Annotated in this window: 15 protein-coding genes and 2 tRNA genes; 7 read left to right on the top strand and 10 right to left on the bottom strand. The window is 70.1% G+C overall.

Translation table 11 applies throughout. From position 1 onward, the window contains the following. Positions 1–18 precede the first annotated feature (18 nt). The 3 genes from glxA to ABT127_RS31750 all read right to left on the bottom strand — a co-directional run bounded on the left by glxA (position 19) and on the right by ABT127_RS31750 (position 4355). A complete protein-coding gene (gene glxA, locus ABT127_RS31760; RefSeq protein WP_351457554.1) occupies positions 19–1959 on the bottom strand; it encodes a radical copper oxidase GlxA in 1941 nt (646 codons plus the stop codon). Further along, positions 1956–3896, bottom strand: a complete 1941-nt coding sequence (locus ABT127_RS31755) for a glycosyltransferase family 2 protein (protein WP_351457551.1) — start codon at positions 3894–3896, stop codon at positions 1956–1958. Before ABT127_RS31755 ends, glxA begins: the two co-directional genes overlap by 4 nt. A 385-nt stretch (positions 3897–4281) precedes the next feature. Beyond that, positions 4282–4355, bottom strand: a tRNA-Lys gene (locus ABT127_RS31750). Positions 4356–4562: 207 nt separating this feature from the next. Between ABT127_RS31750 and ABT127_RS31745 the strand changes: the two genes are divergently transcribed. The 6 genes from ABT127_RS31745 to ABT127_RS31720 all read left to right on the top strand — a co-directional run bounded on the left by ABT127_RS31745 (position 4563) and on the right by ABT127_RS31720 (position 10304). Continuing rightward, a complete protein-coding gene (locus tag ABT127_RS31745; RefSeq protein ID WP_351457548.1) occupies positions 4563–5870 on the top strand; it encodes a peptidoglycan-binding protein in 1308 nt (435 codons plus the stop codon). A 131-nt stretch (positions 5871–6001) separates the two neighbouring features. Then, entirely contained in the window at positions 6002–7102 is a 1101-nt protein-coding gene (locus ABT127_RS31740; RefSeq protein WP_351457545.1) for an SPFH domain-containing protein, read from the top strand. Positions 7103–7234: 132 nt separating this feature from the next. Beyond that, a complete protein-coding gene (locus ABT127_RS31735) occupies positions 7235–7831 on the top strand; it encodes a lytic polysaccharide monooxygenase auxiliary activity family 9 protein (protein WP_351457543.1) in 597 nt (198 codons plus the stop codon). Between the two features lie 130 nt (positions 7832–7961). Then, complete coding sequence (locus tag ABT127_RS31730; RefSeq protein WP_351457540.1) at positions 7962–8459, top strand: DUF3592 domain-containing protein; 498 nt, start codon at positions 7962–7964, stop codon at positions 8457–8459. A 47-nt stretch (positions 8460–8506) separates the two neighbouring features. Then, on the top strand, positions 8507–10177 hold the full coding sequence (locus ABT127_RS31725) for an AMP-binding protein (protein ID WP_351457537.1): 1671 nt from the start codon (positions 8507–8509) through the stop codon (positions 10175–10177). Positions 10178–10230: 53 nt separating this feature from the next. After that, positions 10231–10304: transfer RNA gene (locus tag ABT127_RS31720), tRNA-Lys, on the top strand. Positions 10305–10375: 71 nt separating this feature from the next. Here ABT127_RS31720 and ABT127_RS31715 read toward each other — a convergent pair. The 5 genes from ABT127_RS31715 to ehuB form a co-directional block, all read right to left on the bottom strand. Next, on the bottom strand, positions 10376–11146 hold the full coding sequence (locus ABT127_RS31715; protein WP_351457535.1) for an IclR family transcriptional regulator: 771 nt from the start codon (positions 11144–11146) through the stop codon (positions 10376–10378). A gap of 172 nt (positions 11147–11318) precedes the next feature. Continuing rightward, positions 11319–12134, bottom strand: coding sequence for an ectoine/hydroxyectoine ABC transporter ATP-binding protein EhuA (gene ehuA / locus ABT127_RS31710; RefSeq protein WP_351457532.1), 816 nt, complete (start codon positions 12132–12134; stop codon positions 11319–11321). Then, positions 12124–12741: an ectoine/hydroxyectoine ABC transporter permease subunit EhuD gene (gene ehuD / locus ABT127_RS31705; protein WP_351457624.1), complete on the bottom strand. Its 618-nt coding sequence runs from the start codon at positions 12739–12741 to the stop codon at positions 12124–12126. Before ehuD ends, ehuA begins: the two co-directional genes overlap by 11 nt. A 47-nt stretch (positions 12742–12788) precedes the next feature. Continuing rightward, positions 12789–13532, bottom strand: coding sequence for an ectoine/hydroxyectoine ABC transporter permease subunit EhuC (ehuC, locus tag ABT127_RS31700; RefSeq protein WP_351457529.1), 744 nt, complete (start codon positions 13530–13532; stop codon positions 12789–12791). Further along, positions 13529–14437 (bottom strand): ectoine/hydroxyectoine ABC transporter substrate-binding protein EhuB, encoded by a 909-nt coding sequence (gene ehuB, locus ABT127_RS31695; protein ID WP_351457526.1) that lies wholly within the window; start codon positions 14435–14437, stop codon positions 13529–13531. Before ehuB ends, ehuC begins: the two co-directional genes overlap by 4 nt. 100 nt (positions 14438–14537) lie before the next feature. Between ehuB and ABT127_RS31690 the strand changes: the two genes are divergently transcribed. Beyond that, positions 14538–15068, top strand: a complete 531-nt coding sequence (locus tag ABT127_RS31690) for a DUF3830 family protein (protein ID WP_420033818.1) — start codon at positions 14538–14540, stop codon at positions 15066–15068. 69 nt (positions 15069–15137) lie between these two features. Here ABT127_RS31690 and ABT127_RS31685 read toward each other — a convergent pair whose 3' ends face one another. Together ABT127_RS31685 and ABT127_RS31680 are read right to left on the bottom strand one after the other, a co-directional pair. Further along, positions 15138–16535 carry an amidase gene (locus ABT127_RS31685; RefSeq protein WP_351457522.1) on the bottom strand — a complete coding sequence of 466 codons (1398 nt, stop codon included), beginning with the start codon at positions 16533–16535 and terminating at the stop codon, positions 15138–15140. A gap of 86 nt (positions 16536–16621) precedes the next feature. Next, the gene (locus ABT127_RS31680) at positions 16622–17596 is read right to left on the bottom strand and encodes a D-2-hydroxyacid dehydrogenase (protein ID WP_351457519.1); all 975 of its coding nucleotides are present in this window, start codon (positions 17594–17596) and stop codon (positions 16622–16624) included. Between the last annotated feature and the right edge of the window lie 13 nt (positions 17597–17609).

Genomic DNA, 17609 nt, shown 5'->3' with positions numbered 1-17609 from the left:
GGTGCTACGTGCGTGGCGTCACGGCACGTGCACCCATTGCGCCTTGCTGGGCGTGCCCTGATCATCCGTCACGAACAGCATGTACCAGCCCGATTCGACCAGGGAACGGCTCTTGGGGACCGTCACCGTGATCGAGCCGTCGGACTTCTTCAGGTCCAGCGCGATCGACGTCTGGTCGACGTCCGTGACGTGCGTGGACGCGCTCGGCCGGATCAGCCGCGCCGTCTTGATGGACGAGGCGTGGGCGGTGCCGTACGTGGCCGAGGCGCCGCGCCTGATGGTCTTCTCGCCGCTCTCCAGGGTCGGGCGGGAGTCGCGGTACAGATACGGCGGCGTGTACATCTCCAGGCGCTGCTCGAACACGCCGGGCTTGGTGTCGGCCTTGTCCGCGTACAGCGAGTCCGAGCCGAAGAACAGCACCCGGCCGTCGGGCAGCAGCAGCGAGCCCGAGTGGTAGTTGCGGCCCACCGCGGGATCGGCGACCCGCTGGAAGGAGTTGGTCCTCGTGTCGTAGATCCGGGACTGGAGGATGTTGGAGTCGCCGCGGCCGCGATAGTCCTCCGAACCGCCCGAGACGAGGATCGAGTCGTCGGGCAGGACCGACGCCTGCGGGTAGCGGGTGCCCTTCTCCAGTGTCGGGCCGTCGGTGAACTCCGGCTTCTTCGCCTTCAGATCGACGATCCGGGTCTTGTTGCTGGACAGCTTGGACTCGCCGACACCGCCGCCGCCGATCACCATGTACTTCTGGCTCTGCGCGGGCGGCAGCTCGACCGTGTTCGACGTCTCCATCATGTTCGCGTCGGACAGGCCGGGGATCTTCTGGAACTTGTTGTCCGTCAGGTCCCAGACGCCGGGCTTGCGGCCGACGTTGTCGGGGCCGTATCCCGCGTTCGATCCCGAGTAGAAGATCTTGCCGTTCTCCATCTGGAACAGCGCGGGGTAGGTGGGGAACTGGCGGACGTCCTTCGTCAGGTACGTCCACTTCTTCGTCTTCGGGTTGTACACCTCGTTCTTGCCGGGCACCAGCTGCCCGATCTCGTCGAGGCCGGAGACGGAGAGCACCCTGCCGTCCGAGAGCGTGGTCAGCGTGGGGTACCAGCGCGCCTCGTTCATCGGGTCGACCTTGATGTACTTCTCGGCGACCGGGTCGAACTCGTAGGAGTCGCGGATCCCCTGGAAGTCCTTCTTGTCGAGGGCGAGCTTCTGCGCGATGCCGTACACATTGCGCGCGTCGGCGCCGGAGAGGCCCTGCACCCGGTAGTTGTCCTGGGTGCCGGTCTCGTACTTGGTGCCCGAGCGCTGCGCCTCGACGTAGACCCGGCCGAGTCCGGGGTCGTTGCGCTGGAACGCGCCGGTCGCCGGGTCGAAGACCTTCTTGGCGCGCGGGACGACGATGTTGTCCTTGGCGACGAACGTCTTGCCGTTCTCCTTGCCGGTGAACTTCGTGCCGGCCTTGATGGTCTTCGGCTCGTCCGGGTCCTCGTTGTGCACGATCATCAGGCCGCCGGCCTTGGTGACGTCACCCTTGAGCTTCTCGTAGCGCTTGGTGCCGCCCGCGATCAGCAGATTGCCGTTGGCCAGCTGGGTGTGGCCCGTGCAGAACAGGTCGGTCGGCGTGTCGATCTTCTTGATCGTGTTCTTCACCGGGTCGTAGAGCCGGGTGTCGAACTTCTTCGCGTCGAAGTTCTTCTGGTTGTTGCCCGACCCGGCGATCAGCAGGATCTTGCCGGTGTGCAGCAGCGCCGCGTGGATCGTGTTGAGGCGCAGGTCCTTGGGGAAGTCGATGACGTCCCAGTGCCCGTTCTCGGCCTTGTACTCCGGTCTGTTGATCTTGTACTCGTGGTACTTGGCCGATCCGAAGCGATACAGCCAGGGTCCGTTCATCCCGGCGAGCGCCACTACCACCACCGTGCCGATGGCTATGCGCCGGGCACGGCGGCGGCTCGCACCGTCTTTCACTTGTTACGTCCCCCCAGGGAGATCTGCATGGTCTCGTCGTTGCCCCCGTCCGCGACCCAGGCGGGCTTCTGCTGCGGGACGCCGTGCTGCGGCGCGGCATGGCGGGGGACGTACGGCTGATCGGCCGGCCCGCCCGCGGGCGGCTTCGGCTTCTTCTTGTCCTGGCGCAGCATGTAGCGCCAGGCGAACATCGGCAGCGCGGTGATCAGCAGCGCGAAGCAGGCCCAGGTGATCATCGCCGGGTGGGCGTGTCCGAGGACGAAGCCGGCCGTGATCGAGGCGGCGAAGATGACGATGAAGTACCAGTGGTAGCGGAAGGTCCCGAACCACCGGTCCGGGCTGGCCGAGTCGCCCTTCGGGGTCACGACGAACTTGCTCTTGCGCCGCAGCAGCGAGTCGACCAGCGCCTTCGCGTAGAGCGGCGCGGACAGCGCGGACATGACCATACCGGCCACACCGCCGGAGCCCTCGGGCTCGTGCGGCGAGACGTTGTGCCGGCGGTTCCAGATGTAGAGGCCGATCTGGAGCGCCGACGCGTTGCCGTAGAGCATCAGCCAGACCGTCGGGTCGATGTTCACGCCCGAGGCGCCGAGGCCCAGGAACAGGGCGCAACTCAGCGCCGCCAGAATCCAGTTCATGGCGGCCATCGGGTAGAAGATGATCATCATCGTGTAGTTGAAGAGCTTGCTCGGCGGGAGCGTGAAGAAGCCCTTCCAGTACTGCTTGAGGATCGTCTCGTAGGTACCGCGCGACCAGCGCATCTGCTGGGTGAAGAAGTCCGTCCAGGCGCTGGGGCCCTCACCGACGGCCAGCACGTCCGGCGTGTACACCGAGCGCCACTTCTTGCCCGTCGCCGGGTTCTTGTGGCGGTGGATCTCGAAGCCGGTCGCCATGTCCTCGGTGATCGAGTCGTACAGGCCGCCGATCTGCTTGAGCGCGCTGATGCGCACGGCGTTCGACGTGCCGACGAACATCGGCGAGCCGTAGCGGTTTCCCGCGCGCTGGATCAGCGCGTGGAAGAGGAACTGCTGGGACTCGGCGGCCTTGGTGACGAAGTTGTCGTAATTGCCGTACACCTGGGGGCCGATGACGAAGCCGACGTTCGGGTCGCGGAAGAAGCCGAGCATCCGCTCCAGGTAGTTGGGCATCGGCACGTGGTCGGTGTCGACCGAGGCGAAGAAGTCGTAGTCGCCGCCGTGCGCGTCCAGCCAGGCGTTGTAGTTCCCGTGCTTGGTCTTCGCGCGGTGCGGGCCCTTCGCCTGGTTCCACTTCGCGACGCCCTTGCGGGAGAAGTGGTGCACGCCGAGCCGCGCGCAGACCTCCTTGACCTCCGGGTCGTCGCCCTCGTCGAGGAGCCAGACGTGAAGAAGGCCCCGGTGGCGCAGCTTGACCGCCGCCTCCAGGGTCTTCGTCACCATCTCGATCGGCTCCTTGCCGGGCACGAAGGAGGTCAGGAACGCCACTCTCGTACCGGTCTCGGGCACCACCGGGATCGGGTCTCTCGCGACCAGCGTCGCGTGCGCGTTCGACAGCACGTTCATGCAGCGGAAGAACTCGATCAGGCCGATCGCGACGAGCATGACGATGTCGAGCGCCGGCAGGAAGTCGTACTGCACGTAGTCGCGCTCGGTCCAGTGCTCGGGCTGGAGCAGCCAGAACAGCAGTACGAGCGAGAGCAGCGGGGCCGCACCCAGCATGAGCGCCGCGCGGATCCGGTGCGGCTCCTGCGAGAGCAGGGAGCGGTACTGCACCGTGTACGGCTTGCTCGGGTCGGGCTGGGTGAGGGGCCCGGCGAGCCGGCTGTAGTGCTCGTAGTCGTAGCGCGGCAGGCTCTTCTTTATTCGCTTGAAGCCGCCGGTGCGGTGCGGTGGCACCCGCAGCTGGGTCGTCTCGGACGGGTCGAACTGCCCGCGGGCACCCGTCGGCGTCGACGTCATGTTGAGTCATCCCCCCGCACGCGAGTCACCGCGTGGTCGTCGGTCCTCCGCCCGTGACCGGTCCCCCTCGACCATCCCGGGCGTATCAGCGGCCGGCCACCGTCCCACCCAATCTAAGACTGGAACGACGACCTTCCGGTTGCATGATGCCCTCTTCGGCATCCCCGGGTGAACGGGGCCCCGTTCCCCGACGGCAACTGCTGTGCACCGTAAGTCCATTTGGCGCCAATGGCTCCATGACAGGGTGCTGCGCCCCACCTGCTGATCACAAGGGTGATTCGAAGCGAAACACGGTGTTTACCGGCCTTGCGACGGGTTTGCCGACCGCTCCCCGCACGGGAACGACGAAGACCCCCCACGCCGGTGGGAGGCCTTCGTACTGCTGTGCGCCATCAGGGACTCGAACCCCGGACACGCGGATTAAGAGTCCGCTGCTCTAACCAACTGAGCTAATGGCGCCCGCTGACCTGCATAACTTTACCCGAACTCCTGGGGTGCTCCGGACCGCCGTTGGCCAGCCGACGCGCCGAGGGGGAGGTTGATTTATGCCGATTTCCATCTTTCGGACCGTCAACATGCGGTTTGTCCGCACAGTTGAGACGCTGCCTGCGTGCGACGGCGAGGCTCGTCAGTTCATTGGCGGCTCTGGAGTGTGAGGGGAATCGCATGCAGGCTCCGGTATTCGAGGACTACGACCCGGCGGGCGACTGCCGCTGCGCGGGGTGCGTCCAGTGGCGGCGGACCGCACCGCCCCCGGGACGGACCAGACTCGGCGCGCGGCACGCCCTGGCCGTCGCCGCCGCGGCCGGCACCGTGATCGGCGGTGTCCAGCTCACCCCGGCCGCCGCGGCCGGGCAGCACGAGGCGCGACCGGGCGACCCCGTGCCGGGCGACGACGACGTCACCCCGCAGGGCGGCACCAGCGCGCTGCACGGAGCGCCGGGCCAGGCCGCGAGCACGGTGGACCTCTCGCAGCAGACGGCGCTGCGCGCCACGACCCGGGCGGCGATCATCAACCGCGCCAAGACCTGGGTGGCGGCCAAGGTCCCGTACAGCATGGACAAGTACTACAAGGACGGCTACCGCCAGGACTGCTCGGGCTTCGTCTCCATGGCGTGGGACCTGCCGGGCAACGAGTGGACGGGCAGCCTCGCGGCGTTCGGCACCCGGATCACCAAGGCGCAGCTGCAGCCCGGTGACATCCTGCTCTTCCACAATCCGTCCGACCCGGAGAAGGGCTCGCACGTCACGATCTTCGGTGGGTGGACGGACTACACGCGCAGCTACTACATCGCCTACGAGCAGACCCGGCCGGGCACCAGGAAGCAGTCCACCCCGTACGCGTACTGGAGCAATTCCAGCAAGTACCTCGCCTACCGCTACAAGGGCGTGCAGGCGGGGTCCACCTCCGGCGCGGGCACCTCGACGACGAAGTTCCCGGGCGCCGGATCCTTCGGTCCCGGGGCGAACAACGCCTACGTCACCCAGCTCGGGCGGCTGCTCGTGGAGCGCGGCGGCAAGCGGTTCTACAGCCAGGGCCCCGGGCCGCGCTGGAGCGACGCCGACCGTAAGGCGACCCAGGCCTTCCAGAAGGCCCAGGGGTGGAGCGGCGCCGACGCCGACGGGATCCCCGGGCCGACGACCTGGTCGTACCTGGTCACCGGCAAGGGCAAGGACATCCCGGCCGCGAGCAAGGGCGCCTCGGGCGCCAAGGGCTCCGCCGCCGCGAAGGCCGCCCCGGCCTTCCCCGGCCGGTCGGCGTTCCGGCCGGGCGCGAGCAGCACCGCCGTGACGAAGCTCGGCGAACAGCTCACGAAGAAAGGATTCGGCAAGTACTACGCCCAGGGCCCGACCCCCCGCTGGGGCGAGGCGGACCGCCGGGCCGTCGAGGCGTTCCAGCGCGCCCAGGGCTGGCGGGGCTCGGCGGCGGACGGCTTTCCGGGCCCGGAGACCTGGCGGCGGCTCTTCTCATGACGGCCACGGGGATCGATGCGGGGGCCGGGACGACGGCCGGGGCCGGACCGGCGGCCGGGACGACGGATGTCCGCGACGGGCAGCGTCTCGGCGAGTGTGCCGAGGCAGAGCGAGAGAGTGACGAGGAAGCGATGAGTGAAACCACCGAGACCGGGGAGCGGCCGCGCGGGGCGCGGCTCATTCAGAACGAGGCGACCACCGAGATCCCGGTCCACCTTCTCTTCCGCGACGACCCGGACCCGGTGGCCGTGCCGCTGCGCCCCGCGGTGGTCGGCACCGGCCGGACGACGGCCCCGCGCCGGATGCCGCCGCGCGCCCCGGCCCGCCCGGCGCCCACGGTCGACCCGGCCCTGGAGGAGCGCGGCGGACGGGCGCTGCCCGGCGCGCTCGGGGTGCTCGGCGGACTGGCCGGCGCGGCCGGCGCGGTGGCCTCGCTCGGCTGGGCCGGGGCGCTGCCGCAGGTCGCCACGGAGATCGCCGGGCTGTCCCGGTACGAGGGCACCGGGCTCGGGCCCGCGCAGTGGGCGGCTGTCGCCGGGTCGGGGGCGCTCACCCTGTTCGGCTTCGGCGGGCTCGCGCGCGGTCGCGCCGGGCGGGCCTGGGTGCTCACCCTGTTCGGCCGGTACCGGGGCACGGTCCGCAAGTCCGGGCTGCTCTGGGTGAACCCGCTGCTGCTGCGCCGCCGCACGGATGTACGCCTGCGGCACTGGCGCAGCGAGCCGATGCCCGTGGTCGACGCCAACGGGGTGGCGCTGCGCGTCGTCGTCCTCGTGGTGTGGCGGATCAGGGACACGGCCCGTGCCGCGTTCGGGGTCGAGGACCACGAGACGTATCTGCGCGAGTGCGTGGAGGCGGACATGGCGCGGGTACTGTCCCAGCTGCCCGCCGACGCCTTCCACGAGGACGCGCCGACCCTGCGCAACGCCGAGGCCGTCGGCGACCTGCTCACCCGCCGCCTCGCCGCGGACGCCGAGCCGGTCGGCATCGAGGTGTTCTCCGCGCAGCCCACCCGGATCGAGTACGCGCCCGAGGTGGCGGCCGCGATGCAGCGCCGCCGGATCGCCGCGCTCGACGCGCAGCACCGGGACAGTGTGCTCACCTCGGTCGTGGACTCGGTGGAGGACACGGTGACCCGGCTGACCACGCGGGGCCTGGTGGAGCTGGACGACTACGAGCGCAAGGCGCTCGTGAAGGACCTGACGGTCGCCTTCTACACCGGCCGGGGGGAGTGAACAGGGGCTTCCGGAGTCTGCGATTGGTATGGACATGTTCAACTCCCGGCAATACATTGGGAGTTGGTCTAGACCTAGCACCTTGCTGTGCGCACGGCTTCCGGAAGTCCCCACACCCCCAGGAGCGGCAGCATGCGGAAGAAGATCTACGCGGCCCTGCTCGGCCTCACCACCGCCGGGGCGTTCGCCCTGTCGGCGGGCGGCGCGAGCAGCCACGGCTACACCGACCTGCCCATCAGCAGGCAGAAGCTCTGCGCCAACGGCACCGTCGCCAACTGCGGAAACATCCAATGGGAGCCGCAGAGTGTCGAGGGCCCCAAGGGCTTCCCGGCCGCGGGTCCCGCCGACGGGCAGATCTGTTCGGCGAACCACGGCGAGTTCGGCCAGCTCAACGCCGCCAAGCAGCCCAACGGCTCGGCCTGGCCGACCACCAAGGTGACGGGCGGTCAGAGCTACACGTTCAGATGGCAGTTCACCGCGCGGCACTCCACCACGGACTTCCGCTACTACGTCACCAAGAACGGCTGGAACGACAGCCAGCCGCTGACCCGTGCCGCCCTGGACGCCACCCCGTTCCTCACGGTGCCCTACAGCGGCCAGCCCCCGGCGACCCTCTCGCACTCCGGCACCCTGCCGTCCGGCAAGTCCGGCCACCACGTGATCCTCGCGGTGTGGACGATCGCGGACACGGCGAACGCCTTCTACGCGTGCTCGGACGTCACGTTCTGACCCGGGAGCTCTGACCCGGGATGTTCTGAGCTTCCCTTGAGCGAATCCGGGTCCGGCCCCGGGTAGCTTCCCCGTACGCCCACGAGGTCTCGTCGGCGTACGGGGGAGTGATCGACCACGGGGGTGGGGGATGGAGTTCTTCGTCGTCGGGATCGCGACGCTCATCGCGGCGATAGTGGTGGCGATCGGCTTGGCCTTGCTGCGCCGCGCGCTGCGGATCCGGCGGGCCTGGCACGGCGGGCGCACGTCCGAGGCGCGCTGTCTGCGGGTGTTCACCACCGTGTCCGGCGGGGACTCGCCGACCACGCACCGCAGTCGCGTGTACGAGTTCACCACGCGCGAGGGCCGCACCGTCCGCATCACCGCGAGCGGCGGGCCCGACACGGTCCTGGAGGGCGACACCGTCATGGTGCGCTACGCGGCCGACGCGCCGGAGCAGGCGACGGCCGAGCCCTACCGGCCGGTGGCGCTCGCGGTCGGCATGGGGTGTGTCGGGCTCTTCACGGCGGTCGCGGTCGCCGTGCTCGTCGCCGTCACGGTCGCCGTGCTGACCGCGGGAGGGCCGGAAGAGGAGCAGGTCCCGGACGGCTTCCCCCACGGCTACGTCTACGACGATCCCAACGGCTAGCCCACGGGTCTCCACTTCTGACGGTTCGTCAATTATGGTGCGCGGCCATGGGATCCGATACGCGTACCTTCGCGGAACTGGTCCAGGCCCGGTGGGGCGACCACCGGCCCGGTCTCGCGTACGAGGACCAGTCGCTCAGCCACCACCAGGTCACCGCGGGCGCCGCCGCCCGCGCCGCGCTCCTTCGCGACCTGCTGCCGGCCGGCGCCGAGCCGCACCTCGGCGTGCTGCTCGACAACACCCCGGAGTTCCCGCAGTGGCTGGCCGCCGCCGCGCTGTCCGGGGCCGCCGTCGCCGGGCTCAATCCCACCCGCCGCGGCGCCGAGCTCGCCCGCGACATCACGCACACGGAGGTCCGGGTCCTGGTCACCGACCGCGCCCACCTCCCCCTGCTCGACGGGCTCGCGCTGCCCGGCGTCCGCGTCCTGGTCACCGACATCGGGGCCTATCAGGAGCTGCTCGCGCCCTATGCGGGGGCCGGGCCGGAGATCGCCGCGGGCGTCGGGCCCGGGTCGCGCATGCTGCTCTACTTCACCTCCGGCTCGACCGGCGCCCCGAAGGCCGCGCTGTGCAGCCAGGGCCGGCTCGCCGCCGCCGGACACTCCCTGGTCGCCACCTTCGGCGTCCGCCCCGACGACGTGCACTACGTCTGCATGCCGCTCTTCCACGGCAACGCGGTCATCGCCGACTGGGCACCGGCCGTCGCGGCGGGCGCGGGCGTGGCGCTGCGCCGCCGCTTCTCGGCGTCCGCGTTCCTGCCCGACGTGCGACGGTACGGCGCGACCTACTTCACGTACGTGGGCCGGGCCGTCCAGTACCTCCTGGCCACCGGGGAACGGGCCGACGACAAGGACAACCCCCTGCGCGTCGGGTTCGGCACCGAGGCGGGCGCGGTGGACGCGGCCCGCTTCGAGGCGCGGTTCGGCGTCCGGCTGGTCGAGGGGTACGGCTCGTCCGAGGGCGGCGCCGCCGTGCAGCGCACCGCCGACACCCCGCCGGGCGCGATCGGCCGCGCCGCGCCCCACGACGACCTCGTCGTCCTCGACCCGGAGAGCAAGAAGGAGTGCCCGCCCGCCGCGTTCGACACGGGCGGGCGGCTGGTCAACGGGGCCGAGGCGATCGGCGAGCTGGTCAACCGGGGACGCTCGCCCTTCGAGGGGTACTGGCGCAACGACGGCGCGTACGCGGAGCGGGTGCGCGAGCACGGCTGGTACTGGACCGGCGACCTCTTCTACCGGGACGCCGAGGGGTTCCTCTACTTCGCGGGGCGCGGCGACGACAAGATCCGCGTCGACAGCGAGAACCTCGCCCCCGCCATGATCGAGAACATCCTGGCCCGCTGGCCGGACGCGGCCGCCGTCGCCGTGTACGGGGTGCCCGATCCGGTCGCCGGGGATCAGGTGATGGCGACCCTCGCGCCGCGCGAGGGGGTGGCGTTCGATCCGCTGGCGTTCGGCGAGTTCCTGCTCGGGCAGGGAGACCTCGGTACGAAGATGGCGCCCCGCTTCGTCCGGGTGGTGGACCGGATGCCGGTCACCGCGACCAACAAGGTGCGGCGGGGGGAGCTGCGGCGGGAGGGGTTCTGGGGCGGCGCCGACGAGCTGTGGTGGCGGCCGCCGGGCGCTGCCGCGTACCGGGTTCTCTCTCCGGGGGAGCGGGACGGTCTCGCCGCGGCCTTCCGTGAGCGGGGCCGCGGCCATCTGCTCGGTCCGCGGTGACCTCGTGGTCGGGACCACCCCTTCGGACCAGGTAGTATTTAGCTCGTCAACCGGCGCCATTAGCTCAGTTGGTTAGAGCAGCGGACTCTTAATCCGCGTGTCCGGGGTTCGAGTCCCTGATGGCGCACCTGATACGAAGGCCTCCCGTTCGCGGGGGGCCTTCGTCGTTGTCGGGAGCCGCACCGTGGCTCCCGGTGATCAGATCGCCAGGGACAGCAGCACCGGCGCCGCGCTCCGGTTGAGGCGGTCGGCCGCGTGGTGGAGGCGGTGGGCGTGCTCGACCGGGAGGGACAGGGCCAGGCAGCCGACCGAGGCACCCGCGGTGATCGGGACGGCCGCGCAGACCGTGCCCACCGCGTACTCCTGGAGATCCAGGACGGGGACGGTCGCCGGCTGGGCGGCCAGCTTGGAGAGCAGCACCTTCTCGTTGGTGATCGTGCGCGAGGTGAGCCGGGCCATCTTGTGGCGGGAGAGATGATCACGCCGCCCGTTCACGTCGAGCTGCCCGAGGAGGCTCTTGCCCACGGCACTGGCATGGGCCGAGACGCGGAAGTCCACCCACTCGTTCACCGGCGGGGCCTCGGGCCCGGACGCGTACTGCGTGATTCTGACCTCGCCGTCGATGTACCGGCTGATGTAGACGGCGGCGCCCACGGTGTCGCGCAGCTCGTCCAGCGTGACCTGGAGCTTCGCGGTGAGCGCGGACTCGTGGCCGTCGGCCGCGCCGAGCTGGTCGAGCGTGGTCCCGGCGAGATAGGCGCCGTCGGCGGCCTGCTGGACGTATCCCTCGCGCCGCAGCATGCGCAGCATCTGGGTCAGCTGGTCCACGGGCAGACCGGTGACGCGCGCCAATTCCGTGTCGGTGATGCCGACGCCCCGGCGGGCGACGGCGTCCAGCACGCGCAGAGCGTGCTGCACCGACTGGTGCGGCTTGTACGACGACGCGTCCTTGTCGTGCTTCAGCGCCACGGCATCCCCCTGCATGGAAAGTTTCCGGACAGCTGGCTTCGTCCACGATAGCCGCCAACACCCACAGATGGGGCGGTGGTTGGGGAGATTGGTGGCGCGTTCCGGACCCTCTCAGCAGGAACGCGCCACCCTGGCATATGCCAAAGTCATGTCACGATCAGGGCGCGGCTGGTCACAGGACCGCGCTGAGGAACTCCCGGGTGCGCTCATGCTCGGGGTCGCTGAAAATCTTCTCCGGCGATCCGGACTCGATCACCCGGCCGGCATCGAACATCAGCACCTGATCGGAGATGTCCCGGGCGAAGTTCATCTCGTGGGTCACGCAGAGCATGGTGATGTCGGTGGTGTGCGCGATGTCGCGCAGGACGTCGAGGACGCCCGCCACCAGCTCGGGGTCGAGCGCGGACGTCACCTCGTCGAGCAGCAGCACCTGCGGACGCATGGCGAGCGCCCGCGCGATGGCCACCCGCTGCTGCTGGCCGCCGGAGAGCTGCGAGGGGTACGCGTCGATGCGGTCGCCGAGCCCCACCATGTCGAGCAGCTCGCGGGCCCGCTCCTCGGCCTCGTCCTTGGACAGGCCGAGGACGGTGACCGGCGCCTCGGTGATGTTGCGCAGCACCTTCATGTTCGGGAAGAGGTTGAACTGCTGGAAGACCATCCCGATGTTCTTGCGGACCTCGCGGACGTGCTTCTCCCCGGCCGGGACCAGCTTGCCGTTCTTCTGCTCGTGGGTGAGGTACTCGCCGCCCACCTTGATCGTGCCCTCGTCGGGCTTGAGCAGCGTCATCAGCAGCCGCAGGATCGTCGTCTTGCCGGAGCCCGACGGGCCGATCAGCGTCACGTGCTTGCCGGAGGCGACCGAGAAGTCCAGCTCGTCCAGGACGGTGTTGGTGCCGAACCGCTTCACGACCTTGTCGAAGCGGATCAGCTCGCTGCCGTCCACCGCGGGGTTGGGCTGCTCGTTGGACAGGTTCGTGTCAGTGGACAAGGCGGCGCTCCAGGGATCGCAGAAGGAGGGAGGCGAGGTAGGAGATGACGATGAAGGCCACACCGACGACGGTGAGGGCCTCGGTGTACTGGAACGTCTGGGCCGCCTGGAGTCGGGAGCGCTGGAGCAGTTCCAGGACGCCGATGCCCGCGAGCAGCGGGGTGTCCTTCAGCATCGCCACCACGTAGTTGCCGAGCGCGGGCACGACGCGGCGGATCGCCTGCGGCAGGATCACCGCGGTCCACGTCTTGCGGTAGGGCAGGCTCAGCGCGCGGGCCGCCTCCCACTGGCCGACCGGCACGGCCTCGATGCCCGCGCGGTAGACCTGCGCGGTGTACGTCGAGTAGTGCAGGCCGATCGCGACGACGCCCGTGGTCAGCGCGGAGAACTGGATGCCCGCCTCGGGCAGCACGAAGTACAGGAAGAACAGCTGGACCAGGAGCGGGGTGTTGCGGATGAACTCCGTGACCAGCCCGACGGGCCAGCGGACGAAGCGCGTGGGCGCCCGGAAGGCGAGGGCCCAGAGCAGACCGACGCTGAAGGAGATCAGCGAGCCGTACAGCAGGACCTGGAGGGTGACGAGGACGCCGTCCCAGAAGTGCGGCATGAAGTCGCTGACGGCGGACCAGTCCCAGCCGGTCGCGGCGGTGGTGATCACTGGGCACCTCCTCCGCCCACGGGGAGCTGAGCGGTCTCGTTCTGCCGGCGGAGGCTGAGCTTGCGCATGACTCCGGTTCCTGAGGCGGGCTTCTGCCCGAGTCCTGCCTTGGTCTTCTTCTCCAGCGCGCGCATCCCGCGCGTCAGCAGGAACGCGATCACGAAGTAGACGACGAGCGTGATCGTGTAGATCTCCGCGCTCTCCGTCGTCGCGAGACGCACCAGGTACGCGGCGAACGACACGTCACCGATGCCGAGCAGCGACACCAGGGCGGTGCCCTTGAGCAGCTCGATCAGCAGGTTCGAGAACGGCGGGATCATCTCCGGGACGGCCTGCGGCAGCAGGATCAGCCGCATGCGCTGCCACGGCGTGAAGCTCAGCGCGACCCCCGCCTCGCGCTGCGCGGGTGCCACCGCGTTCAGGGCACCGCGGACGATCTCCGCGCCGTACGCGCCGTAGGACAGGCCGAGCGCGAGCACGGCCGCCCACATCGGTACGAGGGACCAGCCCGCGAGCTGCGGCAGGACGAAGAAGATCCAGAACATCAGGACCAGGGCAGAGGTGCCCCGGAAGATCTCGGTGTACACACCGGCCACGAACCGTACGATCCACAGCCGGTGGGTGCGCGCCGCGCCGACGCCGAAGGCGACCACCGTCGCGAGGGCGGCGCTGTAGAGGGTCAGCTGGATCGTGACCCAGATGCCCGGCAGTACCCAGTGTTCCCACAGTCCGGAGGTCATCGGCACAGCTCCTCGGCGGTCAGCGTCGTCATCTCCGCCTTCGTGAAGCCGAACGGCTGGAGAATCCGGAACAGCTCGCCGCTCTTCTTCATCTTGTGGATCTCGACGTTGAAGGCGTCCCGCAGCCCGGTGTCGGCGCGCCGGAAGGTGAAGCCGCCGCCGTCGATGTGCTTCTTGCCGTCCACCAGCGGAGCGAACGGCGTGGTGTGCTCCGCCTTGCGGCTCTTCCTGGTGACCTCGCGCGTGGTCAGGGCGGTGCCCGCGAAGACGTCGATGCGTCCGGCCTCCACGGCGTTGAGCCCGGCCACCTGATCCTGGAGGATCACGATGTCGGACTCCTTGTAGCCCGCGTCCACCGCGTACTGGATCTCCGCGTAGCCGGTGCCGGTGCCGAACTTCGCCTTCGCCTTCACGACGTCGGCGTAGGAGTGCAGGTTCTTCGGGTTGCCCTTGGCGACGATGAAGGAGTCCAGCATCTGGTACTCGGGGTCCGCGAAGATGACCTGCTGGCAGCGTTCCTTGTTGATGTACATCCCGGCGGACACCACGTCGAACTGCTGCGTGTTCAGGCCGGGGATGAGCGAGGCGAAGTCGGTCGCGACCGGCTGCACTTTGGCGACACCCAGCCGTTTGAAGATCACTTTGGCCAGTTCCACCGCCTCGCCGGTGAACTTCCCGCTGTCGTCGATGTATCCGTACGGCACCTCTCCCGCGATGCCGAGTCGCACGGTTCCCTGTGACCGGAGCCGGGCGAGCGTGTCACCGCTCGGCACCCTGCTGCAGCCCGCAGCGCCGAGAGCACCGGCCGCGCCGAGCGCTCCGACGCCGGCGAGCAGTGATCGTCTGCGGACACCCTGTCTTCTGACCGGTTTCCCGTTCGTACGTATCTCTGTTGGTGGAGCCATGGGCGCGCGGCTACCCGAACGGAACCGAACCATGCCGATCAATTCACGCCCCTGTTGCGGCTGATGCGGTCTTGACCGCGAGGGGTGGCCCGGGACGACCATGGAACGCATGGCTGACTCCACGACTGAATCCGGCACCCGTTTCATCGAAGTCTCCCTGGCCAAGAGGGGAGTTGCCTGCACGGCCAGACTCCTCGACGACCGCGCGCCGCTGACCTGCGCGGCCGTCTGGGACGCGCTGCCGCTCGTCTCCGACGTCTACCACGCCAAATACGCGCGCAACGAGATCTACGCCCTGTTCCCGGCATTCGCGGAACAGGAGCCACCGCTGGAGAACCCGACCGTGACGCCCATTCCCGGCGACCTCTGCTATTTCTCCTTCAACGGGACGCAGTTGGGCTCGCAGTCCTACGGCTACGGCTCCGGCGCCGGCCTCAGCGCCGGGTCGCCCGTGATCGACCTCGCCCTGTTCTACGAGCGCAACAACCTGCTCATGAACGGCGATGTGGGGTGGGTGCCCGGCATCGTGTGGGGCCAAGTGGTGGAGGGCCTCGACGACATGGCCGAGGCGTGTCAGGACCTGTGGCGCAGCGGGGCGGTGGGGGAGACCTTGGGCTTCCGCCGGGTCTAGGCAGAAAATCAAGCCCCTCCGGCGATTGAGGAGCGGGGTCCGGGGCGGAGCCCCGTGGCCCGGACCCCGTTACGGAGCGTCGATCCCCGCGACCCCGGCCTCATAAAGGGCATGCGCCACCCGGAGAACCAGCCCGTCCTGGTGACGGGCGCCCACCACCTGGAGCCCGACCGGCAGACCGTTCCCGTCGACCCCGACCGGGACGGTCGCGGCCGGCTGCTGGGTGAGGTTGAACGGGTACGTGAACGGCGTCCAGCCCGTCCACCGCCGCAGCCCGGACCCCCGCGGCACCTCCACCCCGGCCTCGAACGCGGTGACCGGCAGCGACGGTGTGACCAGCACGTCGTACGTCGAGTGGAAGACGCCCATCCGCCGCCCCAGCTCCATCCGCACGTCCACCGCGGCGAGATAGTCCAGCGCGCTCATCTGCGCCCCCTGCGCGCAGATCTCCCGCAGCCCCGGATCGAGCAGCCCGCGCTGCGCGGCCGACAGCCGCTGCGTGACGCGGGCCGCCCCGCTGAACCACAGGGTGTGGAAGGCCTCGACCGGATCGGTGAAGTCCGGGTCGGCCTCCTCCACGTACGCGCCGAGCCCGGCGAGCCGTTCGACGGCCGAGCGCACCGCGGCCGCGACCGGCGCCCGCACCGCGACCTGCCCGCCCAGCGACGGCGAGAACGCGACCCGCAGCCCGCGCACGCCGCCCTGGATCCCCTCGCGGAAGCCGCCGCCCGCCGGGGCGAGCCCCGACCAGTCGCGCGGGTCGGGGCCGGAGATCACGTCCATCAGCAGCGCCGCGTCGGCCGCGGTGCGCGTCATCGGCCCCACGTGCGCGAGCGTGCCGAACGCGGACGCCGGATACAGCGGCACCCGCCCGTACGTCGGCTTGAGCCCGAAGATGCCGCAGAAGGCGGCCGGGATGCGCACCGAGCCGCCGCCGTCCGTACCGAGCGACAGCGGGCCCGCGCCGACGGCGACCGCCGCCGCGCTGCCGCCGCTGGAGCCGCCGGCGGTGCGCGCGGTGTCGTACGGATTGCGGGTCACGCCCGACAGGGGCGAGTCCGTGACGCCCTTCCAGCCGAACTCGGGCGTGGTCGTCTTGCCGACGAACACGGCGCCGTGCTCGCGCAGCCGGGCGACCGACGGCGCGTCCTCCGGCCAACTCCCCTCCGCCCGGACCGTCTTCGACCCCCTGAGCGTGGGCGCTCCGCGCTGCAGCAGGATGTCCTTGACCGTCACCGGGACCCCGTCGACCAGGCCCCGCGGCTCGCCGCGCCGCCAGCGTCCGGCGCTCTCCTCGGCCTCCGCGAGCGCCCCCTCGGCGTCGACGCGCACGAACGCGTTCAGCGCGGGCTCGGTCTCCTCGATCCGGGCCAGCACGGCCCGGGTGGCGTCCACGGGGCTGAACTCGCCCTTGCGGTAGCCGTCGAGGAGTTCCTGCGCGGTCAGTCCGGTGAGCTCGGCCGTCATCCGTCCTCCAGTGCCAGGGGTCCGGTGCGTCAGTGGTTCATCGATCGGCGTTCACTGATCTGCGTTCATCGAGCGGCGTTCATTGATCAGCTTCCGGGGACATACCCACGTTTCTTGTCGACTACATTCATCAGCGGCCGTCCGTTCTCCCAGCGGCCGAACAACTCCACGAACTGACGCCCCAGTTCGTCCCGCCAGCCCACCGTGTCGCCGCTCATGTGCGGGGAGACGATCAACCCCGGGGCGGTCCACAGCGGGCTGTCGGCGGGCAGCGGCTCGTGCTCGAAGACATCGAGCGCGGCGCCCGCGATCCACCGCTTGCGCAGGGCGTCCACCAGGTCGGACTCCACGACCAGCGGCCCGCGCCCGACGTTGATGAACCGCGCGGACGGCTGCATCACACCGAACCGGCGGGCGTCGAACATGCCGCGCGTCTCGTCCGTCAGCGGCGCCGCGCACACCGCCCAGTCGGCGCGGGCGAGCAGCCGGTCCAGGTCGGCCGGGCCGTGCACCCCGGCCCGGGCCCGCCGCCCGACCAGCGCCGTCGTGATGCCGAGTGCCTTGAGCTGCTTCACGATCGCCTGCCCGATGGGGCCGGTGCCGACGACACAGGCGCGCGTCCCGGCGATCCGCTGCGTCTCGCGATGCCGCCACTCCCGGTTCGCCTGGAAGCCGATCGTGGCGGGCAGGTCCTTGCCCATCGCGAGGACGAGCGCGGCCACGTACTCGGCGATCGGCTGGTCGAAGACGCCCCGCGCGTTGGTCAACACCGCGTCCGACGCGACGAGTTCGGGGAACATCAGCCGGTCCACCCCCGCGCTCGCCGTGTGCACCCAGGCGGGGCGCGCACCCCGCCCCGGCCACGCCTCGCGCACCGCGTCCGACAGGAAGTCCCAGACCAGCAGGGCATCCGCGTACGGGAGTTGATCACGCAGTTCGGTGGCGTCCTTGGCGTGCAGGACCCGGGCCCGGCCGGTCAGCACCCCCAGCCGGGGTGGTGGTGCGGGCGGCGCGGCGTCGAGGACGAGCACCGTGGGCCGACGCGCGTCCGGACCGGACATCGAGGGGAAATCG

This window comes from Streptomyces sp. NPDC001904 (genome assembly GCF_040297005.1).
Lineage (GTDB): Bacteria > Actinomycetota > Actinomycetes > Streptomycetales > Streptomycetaceae > Streptomyces.
Note: the sequence above shows the minus strand (reverse complement) of the source record. Positions and strands in the feature narration are given on the sequence as shown.